Here is an 18,327-nt window from a genome sequence, read left to right on the forward strand (position 1 = left end):
ATGACATTCAGGCTTAGAACGATCGACGTCACGGCGGACGGCCGGCAGATCGTGCGCGACCGCGACCTCGCGGCGAGCCGGCTGACGATCGGCCGTGCGGCGGAGAACGACGTTCATCTGCCCGACTTGGCGATCGATCCCCATCACGCGGCGATCGAGCGCAACGGCGATCTGCTCGAGGTCACGGCGCTCGGCACGCTGGGTTTCGGCGTCGACGGCGTGGCGAGCCAGGAAACCGTGATCGACCCGGCGCGCGGCGCCGAACTGCGCTTCGGGTCCTATAACCTCACCATCTCGCGCGATGCCGACGGCATTCCGCTGATCACGATCGCCCAGGTCGCGAGCCAGGATCCGGGCGAGGCGGCCGACGACAAGGCGCGCTTCTCGCTGGCCGCGGCGATGCCGGGCAAGCGCCGCATGGCCTGGATCTTCGGGGCGTTGATCCTGCTCGCCTTCCTGGCGATCCCGGTCTTCTTCAACCTGGTGCACCAGGCCAATCCCAAGGTCGCGGTGCGCGGCGACAAGGCCTGGAGCGCGGGCGCGCTCAGCCTCGCGCACCATTCGCTCGAACAGAACTGCACGGCCTGCCACGTCAAGCCATTCCAGCCCGTGCAGGATGCGACCTGCATGTCGTGCCACAAGACGGTTCACGATCACGCCAGCCCGGCGCGACTGGCGCTCGCGCGCGGCGGTAACGGTCCGCTCGGCGAGCGGCTGCTCTGGGCCGTGGCGCACAGCTTCGGCAAGGAAGGGCCCGGGGCCTGCGCCGATTGCCACACCGAACACGAAGGCGCGACGCGCATGGCCGCTCCGGCACAGCAGTTCTGCGCCGATTGCCACGAAGATCTCAAGACCCGGCTGGCCGACACACGGCTCGGCAATGCCGCCGACTTTGGCCTGCTGCACCCGCAGTTCACCCCGGCCGTGGTCACCGATCCGGTCGCGGGCAAGTCGGTGCCGATGTCGCTCGACGGGCATCCCAAGGAAAACAACGGCCTGACCTTCCCGCACAAGCTGCACCTCGATCCGCTGGGCGGCGCCGCGCGAATGGCTGCCTCGATCGGGCGGGAGCGCGACTATGGCCGGGCCGGGCTGCAGTGCTCGAACTGCCACCGTCCGACCGAGGAGGGCATCCGCTTCAAGCCGATCGACATGGAGCGCGATTGCGAGGGCTGTCACAGTCTGGCCTATGACAACGTCGGCGGCACCGTACGGCGGCTGCGGCATGGCGATGTCGACCAGATGATCGCCGATCTCGCGGTATCGGGCTACAACCCGCCCGTCGCCGCCCCGCGCGAGCGCCCCGGACAATTCGGAGTTGGTGGTAATTACCACATCGACTTCGCACCGCCGCGCTATACCAGTTCCACTTTCCAGCAGGCTCTGTCGAAGGACGGCGTCTGCGGCGAGTGCCATACGCCGACCATGCAGGGCGGCCGGCCCGGGGTCGTCCCGGTGCGGCAGACCGCACGCTTCATGTCAGATGGCTGGTTCAACCATAAGGCGCACGCGCAGGAGAAGTGCACCTCGTGCCATTCCGCGGAGAAATCCTCCACGTCATCGGACGTGCTGCTGCCCAACCTGGCGTCCTGTCGGACCTGTCACATGGGCGGCGACGATCGGCGGGCCAAGGTGCCTTCGGGTTGCGCGATGTGTCACGGCTATCACCCCACGCAAGGTGCCCCGCGCGGGACGAAGCAGGACAAGACCTGAGAATCCCGAGCCGGTCGGAGAAAGCGAGGCGCGCGTGCTGATCGCCCAGATCACCGACGTTCACATCGGCTTCGACCGGGACAATCCCGACGAGCTCAACATGCAGCGGCTGCGCGCGGTGATCGCGCGGCTGACCCAGGGCCCCAACCGCCCCGACCTGTTGCTGATGACGGGTGACCTGACCGAGGCGGGCGATCCCGACTCCTACGCGCGGCTGGCGGCCGCGGTCGCGGACTGTCCTTTTCCGGTCCACGCGATGGTCGGCAATCACGACGATCGCGCCGAACTCGTCGCCGCCTTCCCCGATACGCCGATCGACGGCGGTTTCGTCCACTATGCGATCGCGCTCGCCGGCCTGCGGCTGATCGTGCTCGATACGCTCGAGCCCGGGCGCCACGGCGGCGCCTTCTGCGCGGCGCGGGTGGCCTGGCTGCGCGATCAGCTCGCGCGCGATCGCGCGACGCCGACCTTCATCGTCATGCACCACCCGCCGATCGAATCGGGCATCACCTGGCTCGACAGCGCGGCGGACGAACCCTGGATCGCGCGCTTCACCAGCGCGGTGACGGGCTTTGACCAGGTGCGCGGGATCATCGCCGGGCATCTCCATCGCACGATCCACACGCAGTGGCAGGGCCTGTCGCTGAGCGTCTGCCCCTCGACCGCGCCGGCCGTGGCCTTGGACCTGACTCCGATCGACGAGGACCGGCCCGACCAGCGCGAGCTGATCACCGACGAACTGCCCGGTTACGCCTTGCACCGCTGGGACGGACGCAACCTGATGACCCATTTCGAGGCCGTCGGGCGGCACGTCGCCCTGGCCCGCTTCGACCGCGGGCTGCAGCCGATGATCAAGGGCATGATGGCCGAGCGCCGCGAAGCTTAGGGAATTTCCAGCCGGGACACGGCAAGCCATTGCGCGCGCTCGGCTGTCCGGCGCCCTTCGTGCAGCGCGACGACGTCGAGGCCTGGCTGACCGAGGATCAGGCGTCGCGGCGGCTCGGGGGCCGCGAGCGCTGCCAGCAAGGCCGCGGCGCCATCCGCGGGATCGTCACCCGCGCCCCATTGCGAATTGCCCGCCGCGACAGAGAGGGCACCGAGATCGTAGTGCGCCGACGGCGCGGTCATGCCCATCGAGCTGGTGAAATGGGTGGCGAAAGGGCCGAGCTCGGCCAGGGTCACCGCGATGCCGAGCGGCGCGACTTCGGCGGCGAGCGATTCGGTCAGCCCGGCGAGCGCGAACTTCGAGGCCGAATAGTGCGCGAGCGCGGGGAAGCCGATCTGCCCTGCGACCGAACCGATCATGACGATCTGGCCGTTCCGCCGTGCGATCATCGCGGGCAGCACGGCCTTGGTCATGGCGAGTGTGCCGAAGATATTGGTCTCGAACATGGCGCGGGCTTCGCTCAGCGGCGCATCCTCGACCGTGCCTAGCCCGCCGTAACCGGCATTGTTCACGAGCACGTCGATCGCGCCGAAGCGGTCGCTCGCCGCGGCCACGGCCGCAGTGATGCTGTCGCCGTCGGTAATGTCGAGCGGCAGGGCCAGCGCGCGGTCGCCGTGGGAGGCGACGAGTTCTGCCAAGGTCTCGGGCCTGCGTGCGGTCGCCACGACCCGTTCGCCGCGCGTCAGTAGCAGTTCGGCCAGCGCGCGGCCGAAGCCGGTCGAACAGCCGGTGATCATCCAGGTCTTGGCAGGCATCCCGATTCCCCAATTGAGCGTTTGCTCGATTGTCGGGCCGATCGCGGTGCCGCGTCAATGCGCCTTGGGCGGGCCGCCGAAACCCTTGGGCCTCGGGGCGAACCAGACGACGACGGCGCAAAGGAAGAACACCGCGGCGGTGATCCAGAACACGTGATCTACCGCCAGGGTGGTCGCCTCGCGATCGACCAGGTTCGCGATATAGGCTGTGGCGCCCTGATCGCTAAAGCCGGCGCCCGACAGCGTGCGCAGGGTCTCGTCGGGCTGGAGCTTGCCGGCGATCTCGCTGCGCGCTTCCTGCTGGGTGTTGCCCTGGACCGACAGTACCAGCGCCGTGGCGACGCCGACCGCCAGGGTGCGTACGAAGTTCTGGATGCCCGCGGCCGTGGCGGTCTCTTCCATCGGCACCGAGCCGAGCGAGATCGTCGTCAGTGGCAGCATGAAGAAGCTCATGCCGAAGCCTTGGATCAGTTGTGGCGCGGCCAGGGCCCAGAAGTCGGTCTCGCTGGTCCAGGTCGCGCGGACCAGTGCCATGCAGCCGAGCCAGGCGACTGCGAGCGAGACCAGCAGCCGCGCGTCGATCCCGCGCGCCAGGGCCTTGGAGGCGAGCTGGGACGTGGTCAGCGCCGTCAGCGCCGTGCACGAGGTGACGAAGCCCGCGAGCATCGCCGGATAGCCCATAGAGCTCTGCAACCACTGCGGGATCAGCACGATCGAGGCGAAATAGGCGCCGAAGCACAGCGACAGCGCGATCACGCCGAAGGTGAAACCGCCATGGCGGAATACACGCAGATCGACCACCGGATGCTCGTCGGTCAGTTCCCAGATCAGGAAGGCGATGAAACCGACTCCGGCCAGGCAGGCCAGTGCGACGATCAGCGGATCGTCGAACCAGTCATGCTCGCGGCCGATGTCGAGCATCAGCTGCAGGCTGCAGACCCAGGTCAGCATCAGGCAGAGGCCGACAACGTCGATCGGCAGCTTGCGCGTCGGCGTTTCGGCCGGCGGCAGCAGCGTGCGCGCGGCAATGACGCAGCCCATGACCAGCGGGATGTTGATGAGGAAGATCCAGTGCCACGAGGCATTGTCGCTGATCAGCCCGCCGACGTTCGGCCCGAGCGCGGGGCCAAGCATCGTCGTCATCGCCGCGAGCAGCATGGCCTTGGGCCGCTGTTCCACCGGGAAGATGCGCAAGAGCAAGGTCTGCGCGAGCGGCATGACGAGGCCGCCGCAGAGCCCCTGGGCGACGCGGCAGACGACCATCATCTCGAGCGTGACCGACGAGCCGCAAAGCAGCGAGAACAGGCCGAAGCCCGTCATCGCCAGCAGGTACATGCGCAGCGAACCCCAGCGTCCGGCAAGCCAGCCGGTCAGCGGCACGGTGATCGCCTCGGCCACCGAATAGGAGGTGATCACCCAGGAGCCCTGGTTCAGCGAGACGCCAAGGCTGCCGGCGATGTGCGGCACCGAGACATTGGCCACGGTCATGTCGAGCACGACGATGAAATTGCTGAAGGCGAGCACGAAAGCCGCCGGCCAGAGCAGGTTGGGCGACAGCAGCGGCTGCGCCAGGGTTGCGGGCTGACTGGCCATTGCCGGTTCCTGCGGTGCCTACTTCCGGTAGGCGAGGGGAACCCAGGCCGACATGTCGACCTCGTCGGTCACCTTGAAGGGCGCGCCCTTGCCGGTCATGAACAGCTTTTCCATCTCGGGCCGGGTGAAGGGCCGCGAGCCGAGGCGGCCGAACACGGCGATCTGGCCGCCGGTCTCGTCGACCCCGCGGTCGCGGTCCAGGCCCTTCGACAGTGCCAGCGCCGGCGAGGGGGTCTTGGCCCAGGCGATCAGTTCGGGCTTGGGCGCGGGCGAGAAGCCGTAGAAGTTCGGCTGGCTCGACGGCGAGGTCAGCTGGAGCACCTTGAGGCCGTTCCGCCCGTCGGCGACATAGGCGAAGAGCGAGGCGTTGGTCGAACCGACGATCACGTCCTCGGCGTCGTTGAGCTGCCCGTCGAAGGTGACCTTCTGGTAGATCGTCGGGGCGTGCGGGCGGGTGATGTTGACGATCACCAGGCCGTCGCGCTTGGCCGCGACATAGGCATAGGTGCGGGCGAGATAGATGCGGCGGGCGTCGGCCAGGGGCACCGTGGCGGAGGGCTGGTGCACGGGGCTCGCCAGCTTGGTCACGTCGAACAGCTCGAGCCCGTTGGCCGTGGTGACCCAGAGGTAGCGGAATTGCACGGCGGTCGCGCGCGGATCGCTGAGCGGGGTGACGCTGGTGATCTCGGGGGCGAGGCAGGTCTCGTCCTTGCCGATCTCGCAGGGCGTTTCGCGCGACCAGGGCTTGGTCAGGTGGACCGTGACCAGCGCCCTGTCGGTGACGACATAGGCATAGTCGCCCGCCAGGGTGATATGCCGCGCGCCGGTCAGCGCGCCGTCGGGATTGAAGGTCAGCGCGCGCTTGAGGTCGTTGTTGCGGAACTCGCCGTCGGCGAAGGTATCGACGTTGACCGCGATCAGGCCTTCGACGCTGTCGGTGACGAAAGCGTAGTTGTAGATCGGGCTGAACGGCTGTTCCTGGTTCATTCGGCGCAGCTCGGGCGTGCTGCGCGTCGGTGCGATCGCCTGGTTGGTCGGGATCGCCATGCAGGTGGCGTTGCTGGTTCCGACGTGGTTCTTCTGGCCGAGCGGCGAGAACGGCGCCGAGACGATGGCGTCGGAGAACCCCTTGTTAGCGATCGAGGCGATGTCGTAGACCTTGAAGCCGCCGCGGCCCTCCGCAACGAACATGTATTCGCCGCGCATCTGCAGGCAGCCGACCTTGTCGCGGGTGGACTGGACGACATTGCGGAACTGCTCGAGCGCGTGGGTTTCGCCCGAGAGCTTGCGGTCGAAATTCTTGCCGCGCGTCCAGTTCTTGAGCTCGCGGCCGTTCTGCTCGACGTGGAGCTTGTAGAAGTCGGGATAGGCGTACTTCTGCAGGTAGGAGCCGATCACCGCTTGCGGCTCGTCCCATTCGGTGACGCGCACCGCCTCGAACCCGCCTTCGAGGCCGGTCCAGGCGTTCATGCCGACGAAGTTCACGAAATTGGTGCCGAGCAGCATGACCTGCGCCATGATCGCGTTGTTGTCGTCCTTGTCCGACAGGTGGCAATCGGTGCAGGTCTTGGTCTCGTTGAGCCGCACCGTGTGCGGGAAGTGCGGCGCGAAGGCCTGGCTCGAGAAGCCGATCGCGCTGATCGGCGGCTGCTGGATGTAGATACGCTCGCGGTTGACGTTGGTCGAGGACAGCACCAGCGCCGAGGTCGAGCGGATCGGTGCGGTCTGGTTGCCCTTGGTCGTCATGTGCTTGCCGAGCTGGAACATCTCGTCGCGCGCCACCTGCGGGTTGTAGGTCGCGAAGTTTCGCGTCTCCTCACCCTCGTAGTGGTGCATCGTGGTTTTCCAGTTCGCCTCGATCGGCAGGTGGCAGCCGCCGCAGCTCGTAGTCCAGGACAGGTGGCAGGTGAAGCAGGCGACCTCGTCGGTCTTGTGCGCGCGCTCGGACAGCGGCACGCCGGGGCCGAAGGCGAACTTGCCGTCCTCAGCGCCCTTCGCGCTCATCAGCTTGGCGCGCGCGGACTTGGGGTTGAAGTTGGGCGAGGTCGGATCGACCGCGTCCTTGACCAGGCTGACCTGCCACGAGAGCCGCGGATCGACGATCGAGCGCTGGATCAGCACCTTGCGACCGAAGTTGTCGGTGCTCCATTCGAAGCGGCGCTGGCCGTCGGGATTGCGCAGCAGCGCCAGGTTGGTGCCCTTGGGCGGCGCGGCCGGGCCCGAGGTCAGCAGGGTGGGATAGTCGTCGGCCGTGCCGTGGCAGTCCTTGCAGCCGATCTCGACCGCGTTGGCGACCTCGCCATAGATCAGGCCGTTGCCGTGGCTGTCCTGCGCATAGTGGCAGTCGGCGCACTGGAGGCCCTTCTCGGCGTGGATGTCCATCAGGTGGACGGTCTTGCCGGGGTTGACGCCGGGCTCGACGAACTTGCCTTCGCCGGCCTTGCGCCACTTCTCGGGATCGTTGGGATCGACGATGTGCGCCGTGTCGGTGCCGTAGGTCGCCATGTTGCCTTCGGCGTCGAGCAGGTTGCCTTCGCGGTCGCGCTTGAAGATGCCGCGGAAGTTCCAGCCGTGCCCGTGATAATCGGCGAATTGCGTGTCCTTGGCGGTCTCGTTGACGTCGTAGACGTTGCGCAGGAAGTCGATGTCGCCCCACTTGCCGCGCGGCGCCGCACCTTCGGGGTTGCGCTCGTTGACTTCGCGGACTTCGGCGGCGGTCGGGTAGTGCTGCTTCTCGGGCCACATCTTCGGCGCGTCGGACTCGTAGTCCCACATCGTGTAGCCGAGGTACGAGTTCAGGAAGATGTTCGGCTGGTGCATGTGGCAGTTCATGCACTGTGCGGTCGGGATCGCGCGGGTGAAGACGTGCTGGAGCGGGTGGCCCGATTCCTTCTCGGGCGCGGCCTTTTCGTCGCCATGTCCGTCGCCGTGCTCACCCTCGTGGCCGGTCTTCAGCGCGCCGTGGTCGCTCTTGCCGTGATCCCCGCCGTGCTTTTCGCCATGCCCGTCATCGTGCTTGAGCTTGTTGGCGATCGTCGGGTCGACCGTGATCGTCTGCCCGTCGCGACCGAGCGAGGCGTAGATCAGGCTGTGCCGCGGTTCGCGGTCGTTGGCGTAGATCACGTGGCAGCTCGTGCAGCCCGAGTGGCGATAGTCGCCCGGCTGATCGTTGGTGCCCATGAACCAGGTGTAGGGATCGTTGAGGCGCGTCTTGTGGATGTTGAGCACGGGGATCGACACGCGCAGGCCGGTGCCCGGGCCGCGGCTCGACTGCTTGAGATCGGGGCGGCCCGGTTCTTCCAAGCGCTGGATCGAGCCCGTCGGATTGGGCAGGCCGACTTCGGCGAACTGGGTCGAGATGTTGCGGCCGCCGCGCTCGAACACGCGGAACACGTCGCCCGGCGGGATCACGTTCCAGCGCGGCAGCGGATAGAGCGCGGCCAGCGCGCCGCGCGCCTTCTGCGCTTCGGTCAGCTCGCCCGGCGGGTTGCCCGGCGAGACGATCTTCGCGGCGACGCCGTCCTTGGTATAGGCCTCGCCGAAGATGTAGTTTTTGAACGGCACGATGCCGTTGTTGTAGGCCGCGCCGCCGAACAGCATCGCGCCCGAGGCCATCAGCGAGCGCTCGGCCGCCTCGATCACCGGCAGGTGGCAGGCCCCGCAGGATTCGCGCGCGACGCGATAGTCGCCCGGATTGACGAAGCGGACGAATTCGGGGCTCTCGCGGTTGAGCAGGGTGTAGGAGCGCGCCGGATTGGCCGACGAGGGATAGTGCCAGCCCTCGGGATACTTGGGCAGGACGTGCGCCTTCTCCATCGCCGCGCGGTTGAACGCGCTCTCGTAGCCGAGCTCGGGCTTGCCCCAGGCCGCGCGGTTGACCGCGTCGCCGCCATGGCAGTCGGTGCAGCCGAGCTGGACCGCTTCGGTCACGTGCATCGTCGGCGCGTCGGTCTTGACGTGGCAAGACAGGCAGCCCTCGGACTTGGCGAGTACCATGGCCGTGGTCTGCTGGGCGGGGGCGGGGCCGACGCGGACCTTGGAATAGTCGCGCATGACGGGCTTCTCGCCCTCCGACGCGCGCGTCAGGCTGGCCGGGACGATCGCCAGGACCAGCAGGCCCAGCAGGAGAAGGAGGGGTCTAACCAGCCGCATCAGTAGCTCAGGATCACGTTGGCCAGCACCGAGTAGTAGGCTCGGTTCCGGTCGAAATTGGTGAAGAGATCGCGGAAGCCGCCACCGGGGCGTAGCGTCGCGGCGGACAGGCGGAAGACCAGGTTCTGGGTGGCCTTGGGCCGCCAGACCGCGGCGGCCGAGAGATCCCAGCCGATCGCCTTGGGGATCGAACCCTCGCTGCGCAGCGTTTCGAGCACCTTGGTGTTCTCGAACCACAGGTGGTTGGCATTGGCCGAGATGCGCAGCTGCGGCGTGATGTCGAAATCGCCGCCGGCACCGAGCAGCATGGTGCCGGGATTGATGAAGTTCGACTGGCCCTGTTCCTTCGACGAGCGAAGCGAATTGAGCACGCCGTTGCGGCCGGTCAGGCCGATCGCGCGGCCGCCGCCGATGAAGGGCACTGCCTGGCGGATCCAGTAGGAGGTATCGGCCCCCGCGAAGATCGGGTTCTCGAAGATCGCGTCGAAGCCCTTCTCGGTGTCATCGAACGGATCGTCGTCGCCGGTGGCATAGAGGCCCGACAGGCGGAAGCGCATCCAATCCTTGTCGTAGCTCAGCTCGGCGGCGCCGAAATAGGCGCGGATCTCGGCCTCGCGGCCGGTGAACACGTTGTTGCGGTCCTCGCCCAGCGCGGCATAGGCGAAGGCGGTCAGGTTCAGGCGACCGAGGCGTCCGTCGACGCCGTAGCCGATATAGGCGACGTCGTAGTCGCGACCCTTGAGATTGCCGATCAGTGCCGGTCGCACGGGGAAGCCGTTGTCGTCGATCTCCACGTCGCCGCCTTCGCGGTTGATGTTGACCGTGGCCGAAAGCTCGCTTGTCAGGCCGACGAAGGGGAAGTCCTGGCGATAGAGGTTGGCGTGGAAGATCCAGTCCTTGCGCAGGCCCTGGGTCACGTCGTTGAGGCCCGAATTGGTGTCCTTCTCGAGACGCCACCAGGCCGACAGGTTGTATTGGAAGCGGTTGTTGTCCCGGTTGCCGAACAGGCGGAAGCCGAGCTGGTTGTCGTTGAACAGGAAACCGCGGAAGTCCGCCTGGAACTGCTGGATGCCGACGCGGATCGAGTGGAAGTCGTAGCGGTCGGACGAGTTGTGCAGGTGATAGTCGATGAAGGCTTCCTGCACGCCCAGGAAGTCGTCGAAGCGCGTGCGCCCCCGCGACGGCTCGACGTAGAGGAGGCGCCGCTCGGGAACCCGCGCGTAGTTCATGTTGTAGGCCAGGGTGACGCGGTATTCGATGTCGGGCGGCTTGTAGGCGGTCTGCCCCTTGATCAGCGCGACGCCGCCGATGAAGGTCTGCGACAGCACGAGGCTGGAGTCCTTGCCAAAGACATCGTTGCTACCCGGGCGTTCGGGATACTGGATGCCGACCGGGATCGGGAAACTGCGCGGCTCGACCACGGTGTCCGAAACCAGATTGGCGACGAAGAACCAGTCCTCGCCCGTGATCGGCAGCCACTTCACCTTCTCGCGGTCGATCGGCCGGTCACCCTTGTAGGTGTTCTGGTGGTAGGGATCGAACCAGCGTTCCTTGACCACGCCGAGCGACTGGATCAGGCGCCAGCGATCGGGGATCGGTATCTGGTCCGCGGGAAAGGCCTCGGGTGGCGGGGCACGCAGCGCGCCGGCGTTCTCCTGGGTGATCCGGTCGGGCAGACGCGGATCCTGACCGGGGCGACGACGGCCATCGATGCGTCCGGAATCGACGTCGCCCGGCGCGGGATCGATGCCCGGCGCGGCGATGATGTTGGGTTCGCTTGCCGCAGCCTCGGTCCTTGCCGGTTCGGCGGGAGCCGGCGCAGCGGCCGCATCGGGCGCCGGCTCGGCCGGAGCCTCGTTCGCCACGGCCGCGCCGGCAGGCTGGGCCAGCAGAAGCGGCAGCGAGAGCGCCAGGGCGGTCATCAGAAGCCCTCGCAGACGTTCTGTTGCGACGTGTCGATGAACGGCGCGAAGGGGCAGGCGATGAAAGTCAGTCGCTGGCTGCCGCTGCCCACGGGAACGACGATCGTGTCCGAGCGGATCGCGGGGGTCGGCGGGCCGAGGCTGCCGAGCTTGAGCCCGGCGTTCACCAGGCCGAGGAAGGCGATCATGTCGCTCTGGTCGTCGCCGTCGCCCGAGGCGGCGATCGCGCCGACGAGCTGGCCGTTGCGGTAGATCGGCACGCCGCCGCCGAACAGCGTGATGCCGTTGTTGATGCGATTGCGCGCGGTCGCGGGCACCACGGGGCTCTGCGAGCAGGTCTGCGGCACGTCGGTCGGCCGCGCGCCGAGGATCCATTCGATGTGGCGCACGATGTCGGGTGTCACCAGCTTGGACTGGAGCCCGGTCGAGAAGATCGAGAAGCGCGATTCGGGGACCGACAGCGGTCCGTTCGGGCGCCCGGCCTCGCCATCGGGAAAGTTGGGGCGCGAGAGGTTGCCTATGGCGCGGCCCGAGAAGGCGATCTTGCCCGTCAGCGCGGTCGGATCGTTGAGGAAGCTGCGCGTCGCGGTCAGGAACGGCGCCACGGCCGGATCGCCGTTCGCGGCGAGATCAGCGGCAGCTGATGTGCTCGAGAAGAACATCGCCGTGCGCGCCTTCTGCGGCACGGCGTCGATCGCGTCGACCAGCGCATCGGGGCCGCGGACCAGGCCCAGGACCTCGCCATTGGTGTCGACCACGACGATCGTGTTCTGCGCGCGGTTGTCGACCGGGCGGCGCACCTGCGCGCGGGCGCGGCGCTGGATGTTGAAGGCTTCCACCAGAAGCGTGCGCACTTCGTTGGCGGTCAGCGGCTGGGTGACGGCGCCGGCATCGGTGCCCGCCTTGGGCAGGTAGCGCGTGTTGCCTTGGCCGTCGCTGACCACCCAGATGTCCGAATCGCTGTAGCCGTCCGATGCCTTGGCCGGGCGCACGCCCGATTCCTCGGCGCCGTAGACCGCGCCGGCGACGATGCCCGTGGCGGCGTCGAAATAGCCGCGGACCGAGACGAGAGTGCCGATCGGGCCGTTGATCGCGGCGAAGCTGGGTACCGCGGAGGCGCTGCTCTTGAAATCGGCCGGACTGGCCTCGGAATAGCGCAGCAGGGTGCCGTCGATCGAGATGCGATCGGCACGGATTTCATCTTTGGGCTCGAAGCCGCGCGTAGCGGCGAGCGCGACGGTTTCCTCGCGCAGGTCGGCGTCGCGCTCGCGGTATTCGCTGTCGAAGCCGTAGATGCCGTCGCCGACCACCGCGATCGAGCCGACCACGGCGCCGTCCTTGTAGAGCGGGAAGGCGCCGGCATCGGCGCCCACACCCAGCGGCCCGCGATGGGTGCCCGCGAGATTGCCGGGCACGCCGACGCCGAGGAAGCGGCGCGACACGTCCGAACAGGGCAGCTGGCTCAGCTGGACCGAGAACAGCGCGCCGCTCTCGAAACCTTTGGTGATCGCCGAGGGCGGGAAGTTGGCCTGGACGATGTCGTTGGCGGTGCGGCTCGAGAAGGCGCCGCCGACCGACGAGAAGTAGGATGAGGTCAGCGCCTTGGAGATGCCGCCGGCCAGTGCGGCGGGGGCCGGCAGGTTCAGGTTCTGCAGATCGGTGCTGTTGCCGTCGGGCGCGGGCGGGGTCTTCAAGGTGAGATCGGCGCCGGTCATGGCGAAGACCGCGAGCACGTTGCCGACGCGGTCGATCACGACGAAGCCGGCCTTGAAGTTCTGCGCCTGAGCCTCGGCCACGCCCTGGCTGATCACCTTCTGGATATCGGCGACGGTCAGGTTGGCGGCGGCGGGCACCTGGAACACGCTACCCGTGGTCGGGGTCGGCGTGGGGGCGGGGCTCTGTGTGGCGACGGGCGTGGGTGTGCCGCTGTCACTGCCGCCGCAGGCCGCGAGCAGCAGCGAGGTCGTCGCCAGCAGGGTGCCCGCGAGGTGCGTGGTCTTGCGGCGAAATGCTCGCATCAGCGCAGGCTCCCGATGGCGCCGGCGGCCTGGCCCAGCGCAGCGCGGAAGGCCGGTGGGTCATAGGACGATGGGCTCGCGACCGCGGCATAGGCGCGGTTGATGTTGGCGCGGATGCCCGCCGCCGCGCCCACCGTGACGCGGCCCTGTCGGACCATGGAATTGAGCAGCGTGTCGACCGCCATCACGGCCTGGGCCGAACCGGTATAGTCGGTGAAGCGCGGCGCGATCACGCGTCCGGCGATCGCGTCGACCACGGCGAAGGCACTGTCGGCGCTGCCCTGGCGTGCGGCCAGAGCGCTCGAGAGCGAGGCGGCGGCGGCGCGCAGCCTGCTCGCGGCAGCGACCGCCTGCGGCCGACCTTCGCCCATCGCCGCGTGGAACTGGCGGCTGGCGGCGTCGAAGGCGCCTGCCTGGCCTGGTGCCAGCACCTGGGCGACGGCCGAGAGCATGATGATGTTCTCGTCGTTGTAGGGCGGCAGGCCGAATGTCATCGGGCGACCGGGATTGGTCTCGAAGGTGCGCGCCCGGTTCGGCTGATCGTCGATCGAACGATGGCACGAGTGGCAGTCGTAGAAGTAGAACTCGGGGAAGATCCCTTCGCTGGCGAACTGCGGCTGCTGGAACAGCGACAGCGAGCGCTGTACGGCCTCGGCCTGGCCGACCGCCCAGAGGCGGACCGAATCGCCGCGGCCCTTGCGCTGGCGATAGTCGGCATCGTCGTCCCAGTGGCGCTGGAGGTCGGAGAACAGGTCAAGTTCGAAAGCGACACGCGGGTGGCCCGCGGCCATCATCGAATGGGTCACGAACTGGCCGGTCTTGCTGCTGCCGAAGTGGCAATCGAGGCAGACCGAAGCGCGCGCCTTGGGATTCTCGAGCGGGATCATGCCCTGCGCGATGTTCGAGACGTGGGTCGCCGGCACGGCATAGTGGCTCGAGATCCAGCCCGAAGCGGCGCCGTGGCACGATTCGCAGCCGACGCCGTCGGTCAGCCGAAAGCGCCCGCCGCGCTCGCCCGCGCCGGCATTGGTCGCATGACAGCCGAGGCAGGCCGAGGCGCTCTCGGCTTTGCCCAGGCTCAAGGCCGAAAGGATCTTCTGGCCGCGCGGGCTGGTCAGGGCGGCATAGGCGCGGCTGTGCGCGCCGCCTTTGCTCGAAGGCTCCTGCCACTGCATGAGCTCGTCCTGGCGGACGACCTTGCCGTCACCTTCGCTGCGGCCGTGGCAGGTCGAACCGGCGCAGCTCGCCACGCCCTGGAAGGTGCCGCCGGCCCAGGCGGCCGAGGCGAGCAGCAGCACTGTCAGCAATGCCAGCATCGCCAAGACGCGCAGATGCGCCACGGCACGCCGTCCGTTCGCTGCGTCTTGTACCGCTGCCCTCATCATGTTTTCACCCCCCGGTGCTGCGCGAAGCCGCTCCGCTACATCTTCAAGTTGTTACCGCCTTATTGCAGACGACGGCATCGACCCGTGTGATGAAGCGCACAGTTCCTTGCGCAGTGCTTGGCTTTTCTCGCGCCGAGCACGCTTTCGTCAAGCAATTCCGACGCCTTGCACGGTTCTTTTCGCTTCGCGCCGCGGGCACGTTTGCCCGCGCCCCGTTTCGCGCTAAGGCGACGCGATGGACAAGATCATCATCCGTGGCGGCAACCGCCTCGCCGGCACCCTGCCCGTCTCGGGCGCCAAGAACGCCGCGCTCACCCTGCTTCCTTGCGCCCTGCTGACCGACGAACCGCTGACCCTGCGCAACCTGCCGCGGCTCGCCGACATCGACGGTTTCCAGCATCTGATGAACCAGTTCGGCGTCTCGACGACGATCGCAGGCTCGCGGCCCGAGGACTTCGGCCGCGTCATGACCTTGCAGGCGACGCGGATGACCACGTCGATCGCGCCTTACGAACTGGTACGCAAGATGCGCGCCTCGATCCTGGTGCTGGGCCCGATGCTCGCGCGCATGGGCGAGGCGACCGTTTCGCTGCCCGGTGGCTGCGCGATCGGCAACCGCCCGATCGACCTGCACCTCAAGGCGCTCGAAGCGCTCGGCGCGACGATCGAGCTCGCCGCTGGCTACGTCCGCGCGATCGCGCCCGACGGCGGCCTGCCCGGAGGGCGCTACTCGTTCCCGGTGGTGTCGGTCGGCGCGACCGAGAACGCGCTGATGGCCGCTGTCACCGCGCGCGGCAAGTCGACCCTGCACAACGCGGCGCGCGAGCCCGAGATCGTCGACCTGTGCAACATGCTCGTCGCCATGGGCGCCCAGATCGAAGGCATCGGCACCTCTGACCTGACGATCCACGGCGTCGAACGGCTGCACGGTGCCACCTACCGCGTGATGTCGGATCGCATCGAGGCCGGCTCCTACGCCTGCGCCGCGGCGATCACCGGCGGTGAGGTCACGCTCAAGGGCGCGGTCATCGAGGAGATGGAAGCGACCGTCCAGGCGCTGCGCGACGCGGGTGTCAGCGTCGAGCCGCGCGATGGCGGCATGCACGTCGCTGCCGATGGACCGCTGCGCGCGGTGAATCTGTCGACCGCGCCCTACCCCGGTTTTGCCACCGACATGCAGGCGCAGCTCATGGCGCTGCTCTGCCGCGCCGAGGGCGCCTCGGTGCTGACCGAGACGATCTTCGAGAACCGCTACATGCACGTGCCCGAACTCAACCGCATGGGCGCGCGGATCGAGACCTCGGGCCGCACCGCGATCGTCCACGGCGTGCCCAAGCTGACTGGCGCCGAAGTCATGGCGACCGACTTGCGCGCCTCGATGAGCCTCGTGATCGCCGGTCTCGCCGCCGAGGGCGAGACCCAGGTGCACCGGCTCTATCACCTGGATCGCGGCTACGAGCGGCTCGAGGAGAAGCTGGCGCTGCTCGGCGCCGATATCGAACGCGTCGGCGACGATTGAGCCGAGAACCTTAATCGGACTGGCGCGTTTTGAAGAGCAAACAGCAAGGAGTTGCTCCGATGGGTTTGCTTCAGATCGCTTTCGCCGGTGCCGTGGGTTACGGTCTCTACCGTTACGCCACGCGCGAAAAGGAGCTGCGTCGCGCGGCTTTCGCCAGCGGTGAATCGACGCCGGGACCGGTCGAAGTTCGCAACGCCGGCCCCGAATCGATGCGCAGCGATCCGCCGCAGTGGGACGCGGTCGACGAGGCCAGCGACGAGTCCTATCCCGCCAGCGATCCGCCGGCGGCCAATCGCTTCACCTGACCATCAGGCATCGCTCGCCAGACGATCGGCCAGCCACAGGCGGATCGCGCTGGCGAGCCCGGGCGGCGTTTCCGCCGCGATCCGCTCGACGTCGATCCGCGCGACCAGCGCGTTTAGCGGCACGCCTTCTGCCTGCGCGGCCTGCTTCAACAGATCCCAGAACAGCGGTTCGAGACTGATCGAGGTCTTGTGACCGGCGATCTCGACCGATCGCTTGACCGGGGGGTGGTAGGCCGCGCTCACCGCCTCAATACATGTGCTGCCCGCCGTTGATCGACATCGTCGAGCCCGTGACGAAGCCCGCTTCCTCGGACGCGAGGAAGGCGACCCCGCGGGCGATCTCTTCGGCGTGGCCGAGGCGGCCGACCGGGATCTTCGCGACGATCTTTTCGAGCACGGGCGCCGGCACGGCGGCGACCATGTCGGTGTCGATGTAGCCCGGCGCGATGGCATTGACGGTGACGCCGAACTTGGCGCCTTCCTGGGCGAGCGCCTTGGTGAAGCCGTGAATGCCCGACTTGGCCGCGGCATAGTTGACCTGACCGTACTGGCCGGCCTGGCCGTTGATCGAGCCGATGTTGATGATCCGGCCCCAGCCACGGTCGCGCATGCCGGGGAAAGTGGCCTTGGCCATATTGAAACAGCCGCCGAGGTTGATGCGCATCACCTCGTTCCAGTCGTCGAAACTCATCTTGTGGAGCACGCCGTCGCGGGTGACGCCGGCGTTGTTGACCACGACGTCGATCGGGCCGAAGCGCGCCGCGATGTCGACGCAGTTGTGGAACGTCGTCTCGTGGTCGCCCACGTCCCAGCGAACCGCCGGTATGCCTGTCCGCTCGGTGAAGGCCTTGGCCTTCTCGACATTCCCCGCATAGTTCGCGACCACGGTGAAACCCTGTTCCTGGAGAACCAGCGAGATCGCTTCGCCGATGCCCCGGGTTCCGCCCGTCACGACTGCCACACGCGCCATATCTTGTCCTTCTGCTGTTGCGCTCCTCCCGTAGAAGGAATGCGTCGGATCGCGCCCGAAGGCAATGCGGGGCGTGATCGCGTGCGCGCTATTCGGAAGAATTTATGATGGCGTGATGACGGTTTAGAGGGCTGTCGTGTCCGATCCGGCGGTAACCGGCGAGATCGAAATCAGAAGCGGAACTGTGTGCCGACGTAGACCGCCTGGTTGTCCTGCTTGCCGTCGGTCAGCGGGTGAAGCCGCTCGCGCTCCGACTGCGAATAGCGCACGCCGGCGGTGACGTTGAGGTTGCGCGTCAGGCGATAGGAGCCGCCGACATCGACCTGGTCGTCGCCGTCGCCGGCGAAGGTCCGCGGCGCGCGGCCGGCCGCCTGCTTCTCGTCGACGACGATCCGCGGACGCAGGCGCGAGGCGGGATCGGCGCCGGCCCCACCGCCCGAGGCGATCGAGAACTTGCTGAGGTCGGCCAGGTCCGGCTTGCGTCCATCGGCCGGCGGCACGAGGTTCTGCGCGAAATTGTGATAGCCCCGCGACACGCCCAGGTTGAAGGCGGTGGGCGCGATGCGCAGCGGCGCGCTGCCCGCGTCGGCGAGGTTGCGGACGCGGATGCCGCGCACCGAGATCATCTGCGGCGCGCCCGAATCGACGCGTACGGCCACGGTGACCGAGCGGTCGGGCCGGTTCGGCGTGCCGGCCGGCGTGAACGGATAGAGCGATCCCTTGGCGAGCGAGCGGATCGGGATCGCGCGCGCCAGACGCGGTGGTGTCTCTGCGGAATCGATAGCCTGCAGCGAACTCGCGCTGGTGGGGGCGAACTGGGCTTCGAAGTCGGTCGCGAAAGCGAGCACGGCACTGGGCAGCGCCAGCAACGAAACCGCGCCGGCGAGCCAGAGACCGGCCGTCATGCCGCTCTTCGATCCGCTGGCCATGGTTACTCCCCTTCGTTCGACCCTTGCGCCGGCCGCGACCTACTCTGTGGACAGAGACTCGCGCAAGCAACCTTAACACAGGCTGATTTCGTTCGACAGCGTTCCCCGTTCAGCACGGGT

At 67.8% G+C, this 18,327-nt stretch carries 13 protein-coding genes; 4 read left to right on the forward strand and 9 right to left on the reverse strand.

The features are described 5' to 3' along the window. Together WG901_RS11620 and WG901_RS11625 are read left to right on the forward strand one after the other, a co-directional pair. Positions 1-1,713, forward strand: coding sequence for a cytochrome c3 family protein (locus tag WG901_RS11620; RefSeq protein ID WP_339587229.1), 1,713 nt, complete (start codon positions 1-3; stop codon positions 1,711-1,713). Between the two features lie 34 nt (positions 1,714-1,747). After that, a complete protein-coding gene (locus WG901_RS11625) occupies positions 1,748-2,599 on the forward strand; it encodes a phosphodiesterase (protein ID WP_339587230.1) in 852 nt (283 codons plus the stop codon). Here the strand turns inward: WG901_RS11625 and WG901_RS11630 are convergent. The 6 genes from WG901_RS11630 to WG901_RS11655 are packed head-to-tail and all read right to left on the reverse strand — an operon-like array spanning position 2,596 to position 14,415. Then, complete coding sequence (locus tag WG901_RS11630) at positions 2,596-3,414, reverse strand: SDR family NAD(P)-dependent oxidoreductase (RefSeq protein ID WP_339587231.1); 819 nt, start codon at positions 3,412-3,414, stop codon at positions 2,596-2,598. The genes WG901_RS11625 and WG901_RS11630 overlap by 4 nt on opposite strands. Positions 3,415-3,468: 54 nt before the next feature. Then, a complete protein-coding gene (locus WG901_RS11635; RefSeq protein WP_339587232.1) occupies positions 3,469-5,007 on the reverse strand; it encodes a DHA2 family efflux MFS transporter permease subunit in 1,539 nt (512 codons plus the stop codon). Positions 5,008-5,025: 18 nt separating this feature from the next. After that, the gene (locus WG901_RS11640; protein ID WP_339587233.1) at positions 5,026-9,159 is read right to left on the reverse strand and encodes an LVIVD repeat-containing protein; all 4,134 of its coding nucleotides are present in this window, start codon (positions 9,157-9,159) and stop codon (positions 5,026-5,028) included. Beyond that, complete coding sequence (locus WG901_RS11645) at positions 9,159-11,081, reverse strand: hypothetical protein (protein ID WP_339587234.1); 1,923 nt, start codon at positions 11,079-11,081, stop codon at positions 9,159-9,161. The genes WG901_RS11640 and WG901_RS11645 overlap by 1 nt, the downstream gene beginning before the upstream one ends. Beyond that, entirely contained in the window at positions 11,081-13,099 is a 2,019-nt protein-coding gene (locus tag WG901_RS11650; protein WP_339587235.1) for a heme-binding protein, read from the reverse strand. The genes WG901_RS11645 and WG901_RS11650 overlap by 1 nt, the downstream gene beginning before the upstream one ends. After that, positions 13,099-14,415 carry a multiheme c-type cytochrome gene (locus WG901_RS11655; protein ID WP_417603056.1) on the reverse strand — a complete coding sequence of 439 codons (1,317 nt, stop codon included), beginning with the start codon at positions 14,413-14,415 and terminating at the stop codon, positions 13,099-13,101. The genes WG901_RS11650 and WG901_RS11655 overlap by 1 nt, the downstream gene beginning before the upstream one ends. A gap of 304 nt (positions 14,416-14,719) precedes the next feature. On the opposite strand from WG901_RS11655, the gene murA reads away from it, so the two are divergent. Next, on the forward strand, positions 14,720-16,003 hold the full coding sequence (gene murA / locus WG901_RS11660; RefSeq protein ID WP_339587237.1) for a UDP-N-acetylglucosamine 1-carboxyvinyltransferase: 1,284 nt from the start codon (positions 14,720-14,722) through the stop codon (positions 16,001-16,003). A 59-nt stretch (positions 16,004-16,062) separates the two neighbouring features. Beyond that, entirely contained in the window at positions 16,063-16,308 is a 246-nt protein-coding gene (locus WG901_RS11665; protein WP_339587238.1) for a hypothetical protein, read from the forward strand. Positions 16,309-16,311: 3 nt separating this feature from the next. Here the strand turns inward: WG901_RS11665 and WG901_RS11670 are convergent, their stop codons facing one another. The 3 genes from WG901_RS11670 to WG901_RS11680 form a co-directional block, all read right to left on the reverse strand. After that, on the reverse strand, positions 16,312-16,551 hold the full coding sequence (locus tag WG901_RS11670; RefSeq protein ID WP_339587239.1) for a ribbon-helix-helix domain-containing protein: 240 nt from the start codon (positions 16,549-16,551) through the stop codon (positions 16,312-16,314). Positions 16,552-16,555: 4 nt separating this feature from the next. Next, complete coding sequence (phbB, locus tag WG901_RS11675) at positions 16,556-17,278, reverse strand: acetoacetyl-CoA reductase (protein ID WP_339587240.1); 723 nt, start codon at positions 17,276-17,278, stop codon at positions 16,556-16,558. Positions 17,279-17,448: 170 nt separating this feature from the next. Further along, positions 17,449-18,207, reverse strand: coding sequence for a hypothetical protein (locus WG901_RS11680; protein ID WP_339587241.1), 759 nt, complete (start codon positions 18,205-18,207; stop codon positions 17,449-17,451). Positions 18,208-18,327 lie beyond the last annotated feature (120 nt).

This window comes from Novosphingobium anseongense (assembly GCF_037482895.1).
GTDB lineage: Bacteria > Pseudomonadota > Alphaproteobacteria > Sphingomonadales > Sphingomonadaceae > Novosphingobium > Novosphingobium anseongense.